14 protein-coding genes are annotated in these 15,509 nt (G+C 51.8%); 1 reads left to right on the forward strand and 13 read right to left on the reverse strand.

The annotated features are described in order from the left end of the window. Positions 1-23 precede the first annotated feature (23 nt). From FBF24_04230 to FBF24_04250, 5 genes are all read right to left on the reverse strand, one after another. Positions 24-1,676 carry an MFS transporter gene (locus FBF24_04230; protein QCT41066.1) on the reverse strand — a complete coding sequence of 551 codons (1,653 nt, stop codon included), beginning with the start codon at positions 1,674-1,676 and terminating at the stop codon, positions 24-26. A 224-nt stretch (positions 1,677-1,900) separates the two neighbouring features. After that, complete coding sequence (locus FBF24_04235) at positions 1,901-2,272, reverse strand: nucleotide pyrophosphohydrolase (protein ID QCT41067.1); 372 nt, start codon at positions 2,270-2,272, stop codon at positions 1,901-1,903. 74 nt (positions 2,273-2,346) lie between these two features. After that, complete coding sequence (gene lysS, locus FBF24_04240) at positions 2,347-3,873, reverse strand: lysine--tRNA ligase (GenBank protein ID QCT41068.1); 1,527 nt, start codon at positions 3,871-3,873, stop codon at positions 2,347-2,349. Positions 3,874-4,481: 608 nt separating this feature from the next. Then, on the reverse strand, positions 4,482-5,600 hold the full coding sequence (locus FBF24_04245; protein ID QCT41069.1) for an ABC transporter permease: 1,119 nt from the start codon (positions 5,598-5,600) through the stop codon (positions 4,482-4,484). A 1-nt stretch (position 5,601) separates the two neighbouring features. Next, the gene (locus tag FBF24_04250; GenBank protein QCT41070.1) at positions 5,602-6,366 is read right to left on the reverse strand and encodes an ABC transporter ATP-binding protein; all 765 of its coding nucleotides are present in this window, start codon (positions 6,364-6,366) and stop codon (positions 5,602-5,604) included. Between the two features lie 156 nt (positions 6,367-6,522). On the opposite strand from FBF24_04250, the gene FBF24_04255 reads away from it, so the two are divergent. Beyond that, positions 6,523-7,179 (forward strand): CHAP domain-containing protein, encoded by a 657-nt coding sequence (locus tag FBF24_04255; GenBank protein ID QCT41071.1) that lies wholly within the window; start codon positions 6,523-6,525, stop codon positions 7,177-7,179. Between the two features lie 49 nt (positions 7,180-7,228). Here the strand turns inward: FBF24_04255 and FBF24_04260 are convergent, their stop codons facing one another. The 8 genes from FBF24_04260 to FBF24_04295 form a co-directional block, all read right to left on the reverse strand. Then, entirely contained in the window at positions 7,229-7,801 is a 573-nt protein-coding gene (locus FBF24_04260) for a hypothetical protein (protein ID QCT41072.1), read from the reverse strand. Positions 7,802-7,860: 59 nt separating this feature from the next. Beyond that, on the reverse strand, positions 7,861-8,787 hold the full coding sequence (locus tag FBF24_04265; protein ID QCT41073.1) for a magnesium transporter CorA family protein: 927 nt from the start codon (positions 8,785-8,787) through the stop codon (positions 7,861-7,863). A 110-nt stretch (positions 8,788-8,897) separates the two neighbouring features. Continuing rightward, positions 8,898-9,851 carry a carbamate kinase gene (gene arcC, locus FBF24_04270; protein QCT41074.1) on the reverse strand — a complete coding sequence of 318 codons (954 nt, stop codon included), beginning with the start codon at positions 9,849-9,851 and terminating at the stop codon, positions 8,898-8,900. Beyond that, entirely contained in the window at positions 9,851-11,437 is a 1,587-nt protein-coding gene (locus FBF24_04275; GenBank protein ID QCT41075.1) for a YfcC family protein, read from the reverse strand. The genes arcC and FBF24_04275 overlap by 1 nt, the downstream gene beginning before the upstream one ends. Further along, positions 11,438-12,427 (reverse strand): ornithine carbamoyltransferase, encoded by a 990-nt coding sequence (argF, locus tag FBF24_04280; protein QCT41076.1) that lies wholly within the window; start codon positions 12,425-12,427, stop codon positions 11,438-11,440. Continuing rightward, positions 12,428-13,663, reverse strand: coding sequence for an arginine deiminase (gene arcA, locus FBF24_04285; GenBank protein QCT41077.1), 1,236 nt, complete (start codon positions 13,661-13,663; stop codon positions 12,428-12,430). Positions 13,664-13,751: 88 nt separating this feature from the next. Next, complete coding sequence (locus tag FBF24_04290; GenBank protein ID QCT41078.1) at positions 13,752-14,780, reverse strand: VanZ family protein; 1,029 nt, start codon at positions 14,778-14,780, stop codon at positions 13,752-13,754. Positions 14,781-14,826: 46 nt separating this feature from the next. After that, the gene (locus FBF24_04295; GenBank protein ID QCT41079.1) at positions 14,827-15,444 is read right to left on the reverse strand and encodes a hypothetical protein; all 618 of its coding nucleotides are present in this window, start codon (positions 15,442-15,444) and stop codon (positions 14,827-14,829) included. Between the last annotated feature and the right edge of the window lie 65 nt (positions 15,445-15,509).

Consider the following 15,509-nt stretch of genomic DNA (forward strand, 5'->3'; position numbering starts at 1 on the left):
CCCAGAAAACACCACTCTGGCAATTAGCCGCGTAGCCGCTTTTCCCTAACTGGCATCACCGCGATCATTGCGACAACCATCAGCCCTGAACTGATCAAAAATACCTGATGCAGCCCATCGGCAAAGGCATGGAGAATGACATTGGTAAATTCCTCCTGCTGCTGGCTGAACTGCTGTTTTGCCTGGGCCTGGGCCGGCGCTGGTAGCCGCTCAAACTCTTGAGCTGCCGCCTTGGCAATCGTCTCTTTTTGAGCATTCAGCCGCAGCAGCACGTCAGCATTCAATTCGCCAGACAACATCTGCTGGGCAGCTGGTGAGCGCTGTAAGCTCTGGATGTATGGCAGCTGATGTGGATCGCCAACATGTGCTAGGATGCCAGCGGTTAATATGCCCGATAATACTGCCGCACCAATTGTCGAGCCCAGCCCACGAAATAGCTGCACGCTGGAGGTCGCCGCACCGAGGTCTTTTTGCGTAAACTCATTCTGCACCGCCAAGGTCAAGATCGGCATCGCCGCGCCGAATCCAAGCCCAACAAATACCGCCACGATAGCTTCGTGCCAATATGGCGATTCTGGCTGTAGAATTGTTAGCACGGCGACACCGACCGCCGTTAGCCCAAAACCGGCCACTATCCAGCGTTTATATGCACCGGTTTTAGCAACCAGCCGACCGATAGTTATCGAGCTTGTTATACTGCCTGCTACCATCGGTAGCAGCATCAGCCCAGCCTGCGAGGCAGTGGCGCCAAACACCTGCTGGTTAAACTGTGTTAGATATAAAATTGCCCCCATAAAGGCCGCGCCAAACAGGCTAGCCGCCGCCATAATCAAACTATATGTCCGATTGGCAAAGAACCGTAGCGGCAGAATCGGCTGCTTGGCTCGCTGCTCGATCAGCACAAAACTCAGCGCCGCCAGTACTGATATCGTTAGTAGCATGCCCTGAACCAACGCTAGGCTAACACCGCGCTCGATTAGTCCCTTAAAGAGCATCTCTGTGTTGTCTACCGCCAGCACCAGTGTCGCCAGAGCAATGGTAATCAATAGCGCACCGATGTAATCAGGCTTGTGCGTGCGGTCATGCTTGATCTGCGGACAATAGCGAATGATGAGCACCGTGGCGATTACCCCGATCGGCACATTGATCAAGAACGTCCAGCGCCAATCACTGACCATGCCAAATAGCGACACACCATCTGTCAGCCAACCACCGATTAACGGCCCGGCTACTGAACTCATCCCAAAGACCGCACCAAACAGTCCTTGCCATTTACTACGTTCCTTTGGCGGAAAGAGGTCGCCGACAATGGTAAAGGCGTTTGCAGTGATGATACCGCCGCCGATGCCCTGCAGCGCCCGCCACGCAATCAGCCACTCGACTGTCGGCGCCAGGCCGCTCAGTAGCGAGCCGATGGTAAAGATACTCACCCCAGCCAGCAGTAGCGGCTTGCGGCCATACATGTCGCTCAACTTACCAGCCAGCGGCACGGTCACCGTGGTGGTCAACATGTAAGCAGTCACGATGAAGCCAAGCGATGAAAAGCTATTAAATTCCTTGACAATCGCCGCCAGCGCCGTCGAGACAATCGTTTGATCCAGCGCCACCAAAAACAGTGCGCTCATCACCGCACTCATGACGATTAATTTATTTCTGATTGATAATTCGTGTAGCATTGTTACCTTTCACGTTATTCAAGTATCAGTAGCCCATAAATGTAAGAATTCTCCAACTACTCAGTACGGTCTACCCTGCACCCAAGTGTAATATTCTACGCCGGATGGGCAGTGGGTGTCAAGCCGAGCTGCCGCAAGTGACATCGCGCCGTGAAGCCCATCACCCAAACCACCCCGATACCTGCAATGCAAAATAGCCGCAATGACATTCTACGGCAGCAGCCTTATAGCGTCGTATCCTTTTTATAATTTTTCTTAGCCTCTAGCAAGCGGCGATTTTGTTCAACTTTATCTTTGATCTCAAAAATTTCAACTGGATACTTTTCATCTAGTTTAGCAATTTTTGCAGCAACTGCTTCGGAAATATTGATATCAAATCGGTCGGCAAATTGAATCGCATAGATAATGATGTCAGCCAGCTCGCTTGCCATATCTTCTTTTGTGCCAATATGCGTGTCGTTCCATTGAAAATATTCAAGCAACTCATTGACCTCCAACGATAACGAAATTGCTAAACCACGTGAATCCTTCGTCTTATCCCACTGACGAGCACAGACGTGACTCATTACTAACTTTTGTACTTCTTCAAATGTCATGCTGTCTCCTTTATCTATTGTCACGTCTATGGTACTACTGATAGCTCAGTCCCAACCCGGCCTCGCCAAAACTCTTACTTCATCAGCCGTAGTCGCTCAACCAGCCAGTCTCTTGGCAGGATTGATAAAAACCAGCCAGCGCGCGGCCCGGAATCTTTGCCAATGAGCACGCGGTAGATGGTGGTGAAGAGCTCCCGCGGCGGCAGCAAACCGCTTTCCTTGTAGGCGTAAATTGCTTGATGAAACCAATTACCATCAGCCTCAGCCGACACCCCGGCGATGTCGTCAGCTAGTCGCCATAGGTATTCTTTTTGCTCTGGCGAAAACTCATCGGGACGTACCTCGTCTGCCAAGCGAAACTTCAATGACTCAGGCGCCCATCGCTCCAGCCACCGACTGACATAGCCTAGTTCCGTGATGATCACTGCTTCTTCCTTATCAACAATGTCCGCATATTCCACACTACGCCGCAAAATCTCCACCGTTTTTGCCGTGTCGCACAGAGCCGCTTGGTATGAAATAACTAGATGCGAAAATGGAACTGAACTAACCGCTAGCTGGTTCAACCCATCAGTACACAAGAATAGCAACCGTTCATCAAGTTCATTTTGCGGATGCTGCCTCATCGCCGCAAAGTCGTCAACCAACCGCACCAGGCTATCGGTCTCGTCAAAATACAGTCGCTTGGCCGGCGAATACCGAAGGATAAAGTAGCGCACTACCTCAGGCGGCAGCATATCAACAACGTCGTGTGCGTTCACGCCAGTACCCTTGCTGGCACTCATCTTTTTGGTATCACCAGTGCGATTGATAAAGTCGTACGGCACCGGTACTGGCGCATCAATGTTATAAACCTCGCGGGCGATCCGCTTACCGGTATCATACGAGCCGCCCTTCGTCGCGTGATCACGACCGAACGGCTCAACATCAACCCCGAGCAACCACCATCGCCCCGGCCAGTCCAGCCGCCAGTCCAGCTTTACCTGCCCGTCATCATACCGAACTGTGTGCTCCGAGTCATCGTGGCTACGATAGGTGATCGTTTTAGCATCGCTATCCATGCTGATGAACCGGCGATTTTTCAGCCGACCATGCTCCATGATCTGAATTGGCGACCACTGGTCATCCAGCTGCCGGCCCGATACCTCCTGGATGGCCGACTTGGCTTTGTCAATGCGGCTCAGCGAGCGCTCAATGGCCGGCACAAAAAACCCGCTCCGATACTTATCGCTAGCATAGATCACGTCCATGGTGACGCCAATTTTATCAGCACTATCAAGAAATGGCTTCAGGCAAAAATCCCCCCACGAATCATACCGATCATCTGGTGAGGGCACCGTACAGAGCGGCATACCCAAGTACTGCTCGTAACTAGCCGGCAAATTAACCGGTACTTTACGAAAGGCGTCCAGGTTATCCGAAACGTGAACGTGGCGCGCCCGAATACCTGCTTGCTTCAACGCCCGTACTACGGCATCAGCGATAACAATTTCACGTAAATGCCCCACATGATACACCCCCGACGGCGACGCACCCGAAGAAACGAGCACCTCTTTATCTAGATTTCGAAACTGATCGACGATATCATTAAGCCACTTCATATGTGCTATTATACATCATGAAAATATTATTCTGCACATTAGCCCAACCATTCGCCTTATGAATATTCAAAAAGCAGTTATCTTATTCGAGAAGATCCGCGACTTGCCATACGGAACAAGTGGTAATAATGGGATATGGTCATGCTACCAAAAATGCGTGTATTTACAGCGAGAATTACAAAAAGTTGACATAGTAAGCCAGTTGTTAATTGGCGTATTTAATTGGCAGGATTTACCAATACCTGATCGTATTCTTAAACTACGTCAATGTCGAAACGAGCGACACGTTATGCTTCGTGTATTTATTAATGGATCAGCCTGCGACATTGACCCATCAGTTGATAACAAACTCGTATCAATTTTACCAATATCTCAATGGGATGGAATTTCGAGTACGATAACTATGGCACCGCTCAAATATCTGCGAATCTACCAACCACATTCCCTACACGAGCGTATTTCATCGCGATTGCGACATCAATTCTTCGGTTGTAATCCTGAGAAGTTTTACACTGAACTCGATTCGTGGCTAACAGCATATAGAACTAAGTCTGGATTAACAGAATAAGAGCAGGAATGGTAGCTACCCTACCGCCAACTCTCAAATTTCATTCCCACCGAAACAGCTTAATCGCAGCGACATAGATAACGAGAGTCCAGGCAGCGACAGCACCAATTTGCGGCAGAGCCTCGATAAAACTGGCATGCTCAGTCATGATTAAACGGAAACCATCAGTAATCGGCGTCATCGGGATAAACTGGGCGGCACCGCGTAACCACTCTGGGAACATGTACAGCGGGAAGAATGCACCAGACAAGAACATCATCGGGAAAGACAGTAAGTTGCTCAGCGGTGCGGACTGATTTTCATTCTTTGCCCAGCCACCGATCATGAGACCCATACCTACCATCATAAAGGCCGCCAGCACCGCCATAAGGACAAAGAGCCCCCAATCGCCGCGCATATTAAACTGGAACATCAACATGCCAACGACAACCATCATAGTCAGGCTAAGCAGCGAAATAATCGTGTAGTGAATCGCCATAGAAATAATCAGCTGACCCGAGGTAAACGGCGCCGCGCGCAGTCGGCGGTAGGAGCCACGCTGTTTTTCGGCCGGCATCTGATTGGCCAGACCAAAGATGCCCATACTCATTAAACTAAATGCCAACAGTCCAGTGAATGTATAGTCAAATGGCTTCAACCGCTCGTCGCCGACCGCTTTGCCCGCAGCCTTGAGCGGTGCCTCTGGCTGGCCCAAATGCTTATTTATTTCATTGGCAATCTGATTCATCACCGCCGTTAAGGCGCTACCAGTTTGCTCGGAACCTTTGGCGTACAAGACATTGATAGTGCCAGTCGGGCGAGCATCTCTGCCCTCACCCTTCACTTCGCCGAAATCGCTGGGCAGTTCAATGATGCCGTTCAGCTCAGAACGCTTGAGCTTCTCGCGAGCCTCGTTCATATCCTTGACATCTTTAATTTTGAGAATCGAGTCTTTGGCATTTTCTTTGGCGCCTTTAACAAAACCTTTAGCAAATTCCGTCTGCGAATTATTGATAATCGCGATGTCAAAGCTGGTCGATTGATTATTAAAAATCGAGCCGAACACCAACAAAAAGATGAGCGGAAACAGGAAGGTAAAGAACAGCGACATTTTATCGCGGATGAAACGCTTTTGTTGGGCGCGTACTTGCCCGAATACACCAGTCCAATATTTTTTCATACTAATCCCGAATCGCCTTTCCTGTTAAGTCAATAAATACGTCCTCCAAATTGGCCTGCTCGACAACTTGCTTTTTCTTGAAACCGCGCGCCAGCAGCTGCTGGATCAGATTATGTGGCGTATCAATGGTGATGATTTTACCATTGTCCATAATCGCCAAGCGGTCGCACAGCAGTTCGGCCTCGTCCATGTAATGAGTTGTCAGCACGATAGTAATACCTTCACCGCGAATCTCTTTGATCAAATCCCAGAGATTACGGCGAGCCTGCGGATCCAACCCAGTGGTCGGCTCGTCAAGAAATAGCACCGTCGGGTTATTGACCAGCGTCGAAGCGATAGCGAAGCGTTGCTTTTGCCCACCCGACAGCTGCTCGACGTAGCTTTTGGCTTTGTCGGTCAATTGCACCTTGGCCAGCAGCGCGTCGGCGTCGACCGTTTGTCCGTACAGGCTGGCAAACATTTTCAATTGTTCGCGCAAGGTTAGCTTGTCGTAAAACATTGTCGATTGCAGCTGGATACCGATGATGTTTTTAATGTGCTTCGGCTGCTTAGCAACATCAATTCCGTCGATGGTCGCCGTGCCGCCGTCAATCGGCCGGAGCGCCTCCAGCATCTCTAGTGTCGTCGTCTTACCGGCGCCATTCGGCCCGAGGATACCAAAGATTTCGCCTTTCTGTACCTCAAACGACACGCTATCGACGACATTCTTATCCCCATACGTCTTGACGAGTTGGTCAACTGTTATGATTGGTTCGGGTTGAGCCATATAAACTCCTTTCCGTGCTCTCTTTAAGCATCTCATATCTCAGCGATAGAATGACTCCCTGCCAGCCTATCTTTAGTTAGTCATTATAACACTCTGTGTAGGGTATGCAACCCGAGAGGGCTAGCCAAGCCGACACGATACCGTTATACTAACCATATGCCGAAGAAGCCCCACCTCTCCATCACGCGGCCGCGCAGTCGTCTCAAGAAACGGTATGTGTTCGCGTTGGTGCTAGTACCGCTGACGGCTGTTTGTATCAGCCTCGGCGCGCTGTATTGGCCAAAAATTACTCATAAACTTCACTCGCTGAGGGTGGCCGGCAGCATTGATTCATCACGCGGCGAGGCGACGTTCCCGCAAATTGATACCACAAATTTACATCTGACTCGGCAAAAAATTATCAGCCTCGCCAAAACCGAATTCGAAGCACAATCCGCCGGTACCAAATTCAGCCAAGGTGTTCGTGAAGCGTGGTGTGCCGATTTTGTGAGCTGGATCATGCAGCAGGCGGGCGCGCCGCTGAAAAATCCGCATACTGGCGGCTGGCGCATCCCGGGGACGTTTACCTTGCGCGAGTATTACGAAGCGGCCGGTCGATTCAAGCCCGCCGGCTCTGGCTATCAACCGCGTCCTGGCGACGTAGCAATTTACCGTGGTTCGCCAGTGTTTGGTGATCACACTAACATCGTCCTCAAAAATGACGACGGCGTTTTGACCACCGTCGGCGGCAATGAGGCGAACCGCATCCGCGTGTTCGTCAACCGCGATAAGCGCTACGATGGACTGCTGGGATATGGCGTACTGGCAGAATAAGCCTGGCCCATCTAATGCGGGATCGCCCGCGCCTAACCGAGTCGCCGCATTACGCCGCGTGACTTGCCGCTAGCAAAAACGCCACCAACGCATCGGGCTGCTGCTCAGCCAGCCACGTTACGGCGTCAACGATAGCATCCTTGTTCTTGCCACCATTTTTGAGCTCATCGAGGAGGCGCTTGACCGTCCGCTGCGTCTGGCCATCATACCGATCGAGGCGCATCGCCTGAGTGACTTGCTTGACCTGCTCGTCGCTGAGAGCAACGTAGGGCGAGACCACTTCGTGAGCATGCTTGGGACTGCGCTTGGCGGCTTCGGCTTTGCGTTGGAGGTTTTCGAGGCCTTCAATCGTTGCCCGCATCAAGGCCTCCACCTCGTCCATGCCGCGTTGATAGGCCTGGGCAAATTCCTCAGAATTATCCCCGCCCTCGGAAACAATTGCCGGCAAAAACTCGATCCGCATGACTCGGTGCATATAGGCATCACCCATTTCCTCACCAGTTGCCATCACCTCACTCCACCAGGCAACGAACCGCGAATTCTCAGGATCATGCAGCTCGCGCATAGCCGGTAGCTGCGCTAATTTATCCTTAAAAAAGTGAATTAGTTTCTTGATGTCCATGTCGTTTTATTATACCTAAAAACAATGGTAAGCACAAGCGCCATCCCCGCCCAAGGATCTCAGCGCCGCTTCAAAAAATAATAGCCAATCGCCAGTGCTGCCAGTGCGCTGCCGCCAATAACCACCCAAAAGGTCACCGGACTCTCCGCGGCCGGCAAGGGCACATTCATGCCATACAGCCCGGCCACCATCGTCGGAATAGTCAGCGCCACCGTGATCACCGTCAGCAGCCGAATCGTCTCATTCAACCGCGTATCCATCACCGCCCGGTAGCTATCACGCACATTGGTGATGGTTCGCAGCAGCGATTTACAACGGCTAATTACCTGTTCAAGGTCGATGGAAATATCTTCGACGTCATCCTTGTCGTCATCCTTGAGCCGCAAGCTGCGATTGGCGATCAGCCGCTCAATCGCCCAGTTCATCGGCAGCAAGGCATCCAGGTAATCATTTAACTTGCGCTCATACTCGGTCAAGGTGACGATATCACGCGCCCGCAAGGTGTGAATATCGTCAGTCGCCGCCCGCATCTGACGATTGATGGTCGCCACCCGCCGCTGGTACTGACTTGACACCGCCTCAATCATCGCCACCACCAGTTCAATCCGCCGCGATGTCCGCACTCTGGTTTTGTCGATAAACGGCTGCCACAGCCGACCCAGACTATCGCGCGACAATGTCACCACATACTCTTTGTGAATGCCGAACAAAATTGGCGTGGTAAAATCATTAAAATCATCATCCGTATCCGGCAGCCGGGCGATCAAGTACGTCCACTCATCATCAAACTCAATACGCGGTACCTCGTGCGGATCAAGCGCGTCACTAATCATGTCCTCGTCCATCCCCAGCGTTAGCAGCTCGGACACTTCCTCTTCGGTTGGCCGTTCGCAGCGCAGCCAACTGCCGCTACGCAATGTCTGAATCGGTGCGATCGCCTCGCCTGTTGAATGCAGGTATTCTATCATGTACTCAGTATAGCTCATTTGAAATATTTTGGTACCGGTTAGATGACAATAAGCTTGCGGAGGCCATCATCGAAAACCACCAGCCGAGCTGTCTGACTGGTGGTTTTGAGTGTTTATTTATATGAGAGCTAACTCTTGATGCGCGTACCAGCGGCACCGTTGATAGCGTCAGCGGTTTTTTCGAGCGAGGTAATGATCGCCGTGCGCCCCGAAGCACCGGCCACAAAACTTAACGCCGCCTGGGTTTTCGGTAGCATTGAGCCAGCCGCAAACTGCCCAGCATCAATATGCTGCTGCAGCTCCTCGGCTGATACTTCGCCAAGCGCCTGCTCCGTCGGCTGACCAAAATTGACCTTAGCTGCATCAACCGAGGTTAGGATCAGCAATGTATCCGCCCCGAGCGTGTCCGCCAGCTTGGCCGCTCCAAAATCCTTGTCGATCACTGCAGCCACGCCGCTCAATTGACCCGATGCGTCACGCAGCACCGGGATGCCGCCGCCGCCAGTCGAGACTACCAACACGCCGGCATCGACCAGCGCCTTGATGACGGGAGCCTCAACAATTTCCTGAGGCTTCGGTGACGGCACAACGCGCCGCCAACCACGGCCCGAGTCCTCGCGCACTGTATAGCCGCGTTCAGCCTGCACTTTCTTGGCCTCTTCTTCCGAATAGAATGGCCCGATCGGCTTGGTTGGATTTTGAAATGCTGGATCAGCCTGATCAACCACCGTCTGGGTAACGATGCTCGCTGCATACTTATCATGCACACCACGAGTTGCCAGCGCATCGTGGATCGCTTGCTGCAACCAAAAACCAATTAGCCCCTGGCTCATCGCACCAGAATCTTCCAGCGGCAAGCTCGGCACCGCCTCGGTGTTAATCGCCTCCTCGTGTAGGACAATGTTGCCGACCTGCGGGCCATTACCGTGGACAATGGCTACGCGGTGGCCGGCTTGAATCAGCGGCAGAAGCTGGGCGATGGTTTCGTCGGCCACTCGCTGCTGCGCCTGGGACGAGGCCTCGCCCTGACGTTGCAGGGCGTTACCTCCAAGCGCGACGACAATGGTTCGCTGCTGATTCATTAGGCGATGGCTCCGTATACCGTGATAGCTACGAGGCTAATTATCGCAAAGACCACCATGATTGGCATTGAACGCTTCAACCATGCACGGTACGACACGCCGGCTAGGGCCAGACCGCCCATCAACGAAGCAATGGTTGGCGCCATCATATTCAACAGACCCGATGCTGCTGCGAATGCGACAACGATGATCTCCTTGCTGGAGCCGACTAGATCAGCCACTGGCGCGATGACTGGCATAGTTGCCGCCGCTAGACCTGATGATGACGGAATGATAAAGCTCATCGGCAAGTAGAAGATATAGGCGAGAATACCAACAAAGCTACCCGCACCCTTCAGGGCAGATTCGCCCCAGCTAATAATCGTGTCTTGGATGGCACCATTCTGCATCACCACGCCGACACCGGCGGCCACCGCAATGATCAGCGCCACACTCAGTAGATCGGCTGTACCCTTCAGGAAGGTGTCAACAACGAAGACTTCTTCTTTCTTGAATTGGCGATAATAAATCGCTGCGATGACTAAGGTTGACAACAGAAACAGGGTCGAGATCTCGTTGAAGTACCACTCACCAAATGGCAAGACATGATCGAGACCCAAGATAGCACCAACGACCGGTAGCTCTGCAAACCATTTATGGATATCGGCGAACAGTGTGATCCCCCAGTTGCCCCACGGGATAAGCGAGATGATCATCAGTAGGAAAGTGACGCCAAAGACCGCCATCACTGCTTTACGCGGACCGGTAAATTCTGGCACGTTGCTCATATCAAGTGCGGTGGTGGCTGGCTTATACCGAACATCATCTTTATACTTACCAGCCTTTACCTTTGACGCGTATCGCATGGTGAACACGATAGCCGCGATCAAACAGAGCAGCAAAATGATTGATTGGAGACCCAATATATTACCGAGCGGCACGTCAGCCGACTTGGCAGCGATACCAGTTGAAAATGGGTTTAACGTTGAACCAAGCACACCAGTACCAGCACCCAGCACGATCACCATCACCGCGGTCATAGCGTTGTAGCCAGCCGCCATCATGATCGGCACCACCAGCGCATAAAAGGCCACGGCCTCTTCCTGCATACCGTAGGTGGTACCACCGATAGCGAAGAACGTCATGAGAATTGGGATGAGCCATTTCTCCTTGCCCTTCATCTTGCGCAGCATGGCACCCAGTGTCGCATCCAGCGCGCCAGTCTTCATCGTCACCCCGAGGAAGCCGCCGAGGATCAACACGAAGACGATGACGTCGAGCTTCTCACTCATGCCCTTGATCGGCGCAAGTGCTGCATCCCACAAACCCTGGCGGGAGTCAGTGGTTGTCTCGGTGCCGTCATCGGCTTTTTTAGTAGTGACTTTATCAGTCTGTTTATACGTACCAGCGATGCGCACTGTCTTTTCCGCATCATTTGGATCTGGTTTTGTGTTGTACACACCAGACGGGATAATCCACGTTAGGACTGCCATCAAGGCAATCACCACAAACAGCACGGTAAAGGCTGAGGGCGAGCGCAGCTTTTTCTTAATTTTTTTCATTTTTTCTACCATGTCCGGAGCCTCCTTTACTCCTGTATTAGACATCTACAGCGTCAAAGCGATAACCGCTTTGATGGTATGCATACGATTTTCCGCCTGGTCAAAGACGATCGAATTTGGCGAGCGGAAGACATCATCCGTCACCTCCATCGCCTCTAGCCCGAAGTCGTCCCTGATGTGCTGACCGGTCGTGGTCAATGCATCATGAAAGGCCGGCAGGCAGTGCATGAACTTGACTTCAGGATTGCCGGTGAGGTTCAACATGTCACGATTAACCTGGAAATGACGCAGCTGATTGATGCGCTCAGCGAACTTATCCTCTTCGCCCATCGACACCCAAACATCAGTGTAAATGACATCGGCACCGCGCAAGGCTTCCTCAAAATTATCAGTGATAGTAATCCGCCCGTGATTCTGGTGCGCCAGCTCATGCGCGTGATGGACAAGGCCCTCTTCAGGGAACAATTCACGCGGCGCTAAAATCCGAAAGTCCAGCCCCATGATTGCCGAGCCGAGCAGCAAGCTATTAGCCATGTTATTGCGGCCGTCGCCGACAAACACCAGCTTGACGCCGTGCAGCCGACCGAGGTGCTCCTCGATAGTCATAAAGTCGGCTAGAATCTGCGTTGGATGGAACTTATCAGTCAATCCATTCCACACCGGCACGCCGGCGTGCTTCGCTAGATCTTCTACCGTTTTGTGTGCAAAACCGCGAAACTCAATACCGTCAAACATCCGGCCCAGCACCTTGGCGGTGTCCTCGACCGTCTCTTTCTTGCCAAGCTGAATATCGTCTTTACCGAGATATTCCGGCGCGATACCGAGGTCGTTAGCCGCCACCGTAAAGGCGCAGCGCGTCCTGGTCGAGGTTTTTTCAAACAATAACGCAATATTCTTGCCCTCATGAATCCGATGCGGCGTACCAGCGTACTTCATCCGCTTATACTCATTTGCCGTCGTTAGTAGCAACCGAATGTCACCCGCAGTAAAATCACCCAGCGTTAGGAATGATCGCCCTTTCAAACTTTGTGCCATTTATACATCCTCCCGTACTAGTGGCATGCTCATACAGCGCGGACCACCACGGCCACGGCCAAGCTCAGCACCGCTGACTTCGATAACTTCAACGCCGTGCTCGCGCAATTTTTGGTTGGTGACGTAGTTGCGGTCATACGTCACCACCACGCCCGGCGCAATCGCCAAGGTGTTCGAGCCGTCGTTCCACTGCTCGCGGGCTGCTGCGATCGGATCACCGCCACCACATTCGATCAAGGTAACGCTCGGCAGACCCAAGGCCACCCGCAAGACATGCTCGAGATCCGTCTCATGCGTAATGCGCGGAAACGGCTGTCCCTCAACCTTTTCCAATACGAAACAATTCATCTTGCCGCCGCGATCGCGGATTTCCGGATGAATGGTAAACTTGTCCCGATCAATCATGGTAAACACCGTGTCCAGGTGCATAAAGGCGTGCGACTTTGGAATCTCCATGGCAACGACTTTCTTAAAGCCAGAGCCAGCAAACAGTTTCGTCGCCATCTTTTCAATCGCCTCAGCCGTGGTGCGCTCCGATACGCCGATGGCCATCACTTCACTGCTCAATACCAGCTCATCGCCACCTTCGATTGAGAACTTTTCGTGACGATCATACCACACCGGCACATTCTTATTAGCAAACCGCGGATGATGATCAATGATGTAGCGCATGAACAGCGACTCACGACGACGAGCTGGCCAGTGCATCTTGTTGATCGTCAGACCGTGACCAATGGTTGCAGCCGGGTCACGCGTAAAGTACAAGTTCGGCATCGGATCGAGATAGAATGGATAGTGATTTTTCTCGATCATATTGTGCAGCTGCTGATGCTGATCTGGCGGCAGCGTAATCTCGTCCTTGCGCACACCGGCCATAATTTTACGCACCATCGCGTTCGTTGGCAGGTCCAGCAGGAACTGGCGCAGCACTCTGGTAACACGGCGCGAGCCTTGCTTCGAATTTGCCAACATTTCATCAACAAACTGCTCACGTAATTGATCAGTGTGTAGCGCTTCGGTCACCAGCTGATCGAGATACAACACCTCGACACCGTGATCACGCAGCACCTGAGCAAACGCATCATGCTCCTTTTGGGCGACCTGCAAATACGGAATGTCGTCAAACAGCAGATCAGTCAAGTAGTCTGGTGTTAAGTTTTCTAATTCTTCGCCCGGACGATGCAACAGCACCGCCTTGAGTCGGCCAATTTCTGATGTAATATGTAATGGATCCATACCCCCATCCCCTTTTTGTTTATGGTTATACTAACAATAGTAGCATATACGCCCAAGAACACAAGTATCGCTTAGCGAGCCGTGTGAATTACCGCCTACGAGGCCAAACTGCATCAATAATCGTATACGGCAAACGCCGGTATCGCCACCAGCTAACTAATGTCACCCCAAGCCAGCCAATGACAACAGGCATACCAGCCCTAGGCCCTAGCACAATGCCATACATGAACAAGCCAATATACCCCAATCGCAGCAGATACATTGTCAATCGATGAGGCCAAGAACGTTCACGATCATCCAATGATATTCCCGTCATCCAGCCGCCAATCGTTTGCCCACCCATCATGAGCGGCATGATCAGCTGGACTACTAACTCACCGCCAGCGAGAATACCATATGACAGTCCCGCAACAGTATTTCCCGCCAAACCCGGCATCGTGATATACAATATAATACCGATACACGTCCTCACCACAAGCACCGCAACCACGTCAAGTATAAACGCCACTAATCGCCGCACTAGGCCCGGCTGTGTTGTCACGGTCTCGCCATGCTTTACATTGCGCAGATCTGGTAGCAACCGACCACACCAATAGCCGACCAAAGCACCTCCGGTATTGAGCAACAAGTCATCAACATCAAACAGCCTATAGCTACATGGATACAGCCCAAACGCACCTGTCAGTTGGGTTACTTCAATCGTTAATGATAGGGTGAGTCCTAATAGTACAACCATGTACCAGCGTACAGGGTACATCACTCGTAAAAACATACCGAACGGCATAAAAAAGACTATATTCATCACTACCTGTAGAACAGCCCGCAACCCTTCAGCCTGTATGTCCATAATTGATGCGAGCGGATGTAGTTGTGGTGAGACTGCATGATGCGCACAGAACCATGCTGGATTATCTGGCATCGGATAGAGCGTAAACGCCACGAGTCCCAGTGCATACAATACAACCAAATACACCATGACCATCCTGCCGACTACTAGCCGTCGTAATCGCATATACTGTACGACGAGCAGCGGAAATGTCAAGAGCAGTGCAGCAAATGGCCAGAATGATATCGCCAGCTGAAATGACGAGGAGAATGTAGTAAAAAATGCCATCATAGCCTTAATTATTATGCAGGAAAAATTAGCTATCGTCAAATATGCCTCATTCTCGAATGATCGCCAAGGATGCCTCGACTGTCAGCCGAGCCGGATGGCGTCTCAGCCACTCATCGACCGCCCGCGCCGCGCCCGGCAAGGCTTCATTGGCGTAATCATCAACAATGATGGTCGCCGTTTCCTGAAATTTGCCGTCACACACGCGAAATGAATCGGCAATTGACTCATAAAAATCGCCGTCAAAAAACGCAAAGATGATACATTCCGGCACGTCCTCAGGAGTGAAATCAGCAAACCAGCCTTTGTGAATAATTGGCAGTTTCAAGCCAGCCTTTTTAAAATTCTGGACGAAGGTTTTACGCGGCGCCAACAGTTCACCCGCCTTGAACTGCTCACCCGCAGCGCTGTTATCCGCCTGGGTTTTTTCTGGCAACCCGGCAAACGAATCGTAAACGTGAAACTCGCCAGCAAAATCATAGGCGTCCAGCAGTCGCCGAATGAACAAGCTGGTCGTGCCGACGTAACAGCCAAACTCGACGATGTTTCCTGCCGCGCCGCTTTGCAGCACCTTTTCCAGCTCCCGCAGCAACACGCCGAGTTCTTTGGCGTCAACTTGGTCGGAAATGATGGGATATTTGGCGAGGAGTCGGTCGGCTATGTTCATAACGGTTTATTATAAATAGTCTATGGGTCATCGGCAAATAATGTTGCTCTTGTATGTTGATAACT

The organism is Candidatus Saccharibacteria bacterium oral taxon 488 (assembly GCA_005697215.1).
Lineage (GTDB): Bacteria > Patescibacteriota > Saccharimonadia > Saccharimonadales > Saccharimonadaceae > Nanosynbacter.

Coding starts and splice junctions, on each gene's coding strand:
- FBF24_04230 (QCT41066.1), bottom strand. CDS start 1,676: ATGCTACACGAATTATCAATCAGAAATAAATTAATCGTCATGAGTGCG.
- FBF24_04235 (QCT41067.1), bottom strand. CDS start 2,272: ATGACATTTGAAGAAGTACAAAAGTTAGTAATGAGTCACGTCTGTGCT.
- lysS (QCT41068.1), bottom strand. CDS start 3,873: ATGAAGTGGCTTAATGATATCGTCGATCAGTTTCGAAATCTAGATAAA.
- FBF24_04245 (QCT41069.1), bottom strand. CDS start 5,600: ATGAAAAAATATTGGACTGGTGTATTCGGGCAAGTACGCGCCCAACAA.
- FBF24_04250 (QCT41070.1), bottom strand. CDS start 6,366: ATGGCTCAACCCGAACCAATCATAACAGTTGACCAACTCGTCAAGACG.
- FBF24_04255 (QCT41071.1), top strand. CDS start 6,523: ATGCCGAAGAAGCCCCACCTCTCCATCACGCGGCCGCGCAGTCGTCTC.
- FBF24_04260 (QCT41072.1), bottom strand. CDS start 7,801: ATGGACATCAAGAAACTAATTCACTTTTTTAAGGATAAATTAGCGCAG.
- FBF24_04265 (QCT41073.1), bottom strand. CDS start 8,787: ATGAGCTATACTGAGTACATGATAGAATACCTGCATTCAACAGGCGAG.
- arcC (QCT41074.1), bottom strand. CDS start 9,851: ATGAATCAGCAGCGAACCATTGTCGTCGCGCTTGGAGGTAACGCCCTG.
- FBF24_04275 (QCT41075.1), bottom strand. CDS start 11,437: ATGTCTAATACAGGAGTAAAGGAGGCTCCGGACATGGTAGAAAAAATG.
- argF (QCT41076.1), bottom strand. CDS start 12,427: ATGGCACAAAGTTTGAAAGGGCGATCATTCCTAACGCTGGGTGATTTT.
- arcA (QCT41077.1), bottom strand. CDS start 13,663: ATGGATCCATTACATATTACATCAGAAATTGGCCGACTCAAGGCGGTG.
- FBF24_04290 (QCT41078.1), bottom strand. CDS start 14,780: ATGATGGCATTTTTTACTACATTCTCCTCGTCATTTCAGCTGGCGATA.
- FBF24_04295 (QCT41079.1), bottom strand. CDS start 15,444: ATGAACATAGCCGACCGACTCCTCGCCAAATATCCCATCATTTCCGAC.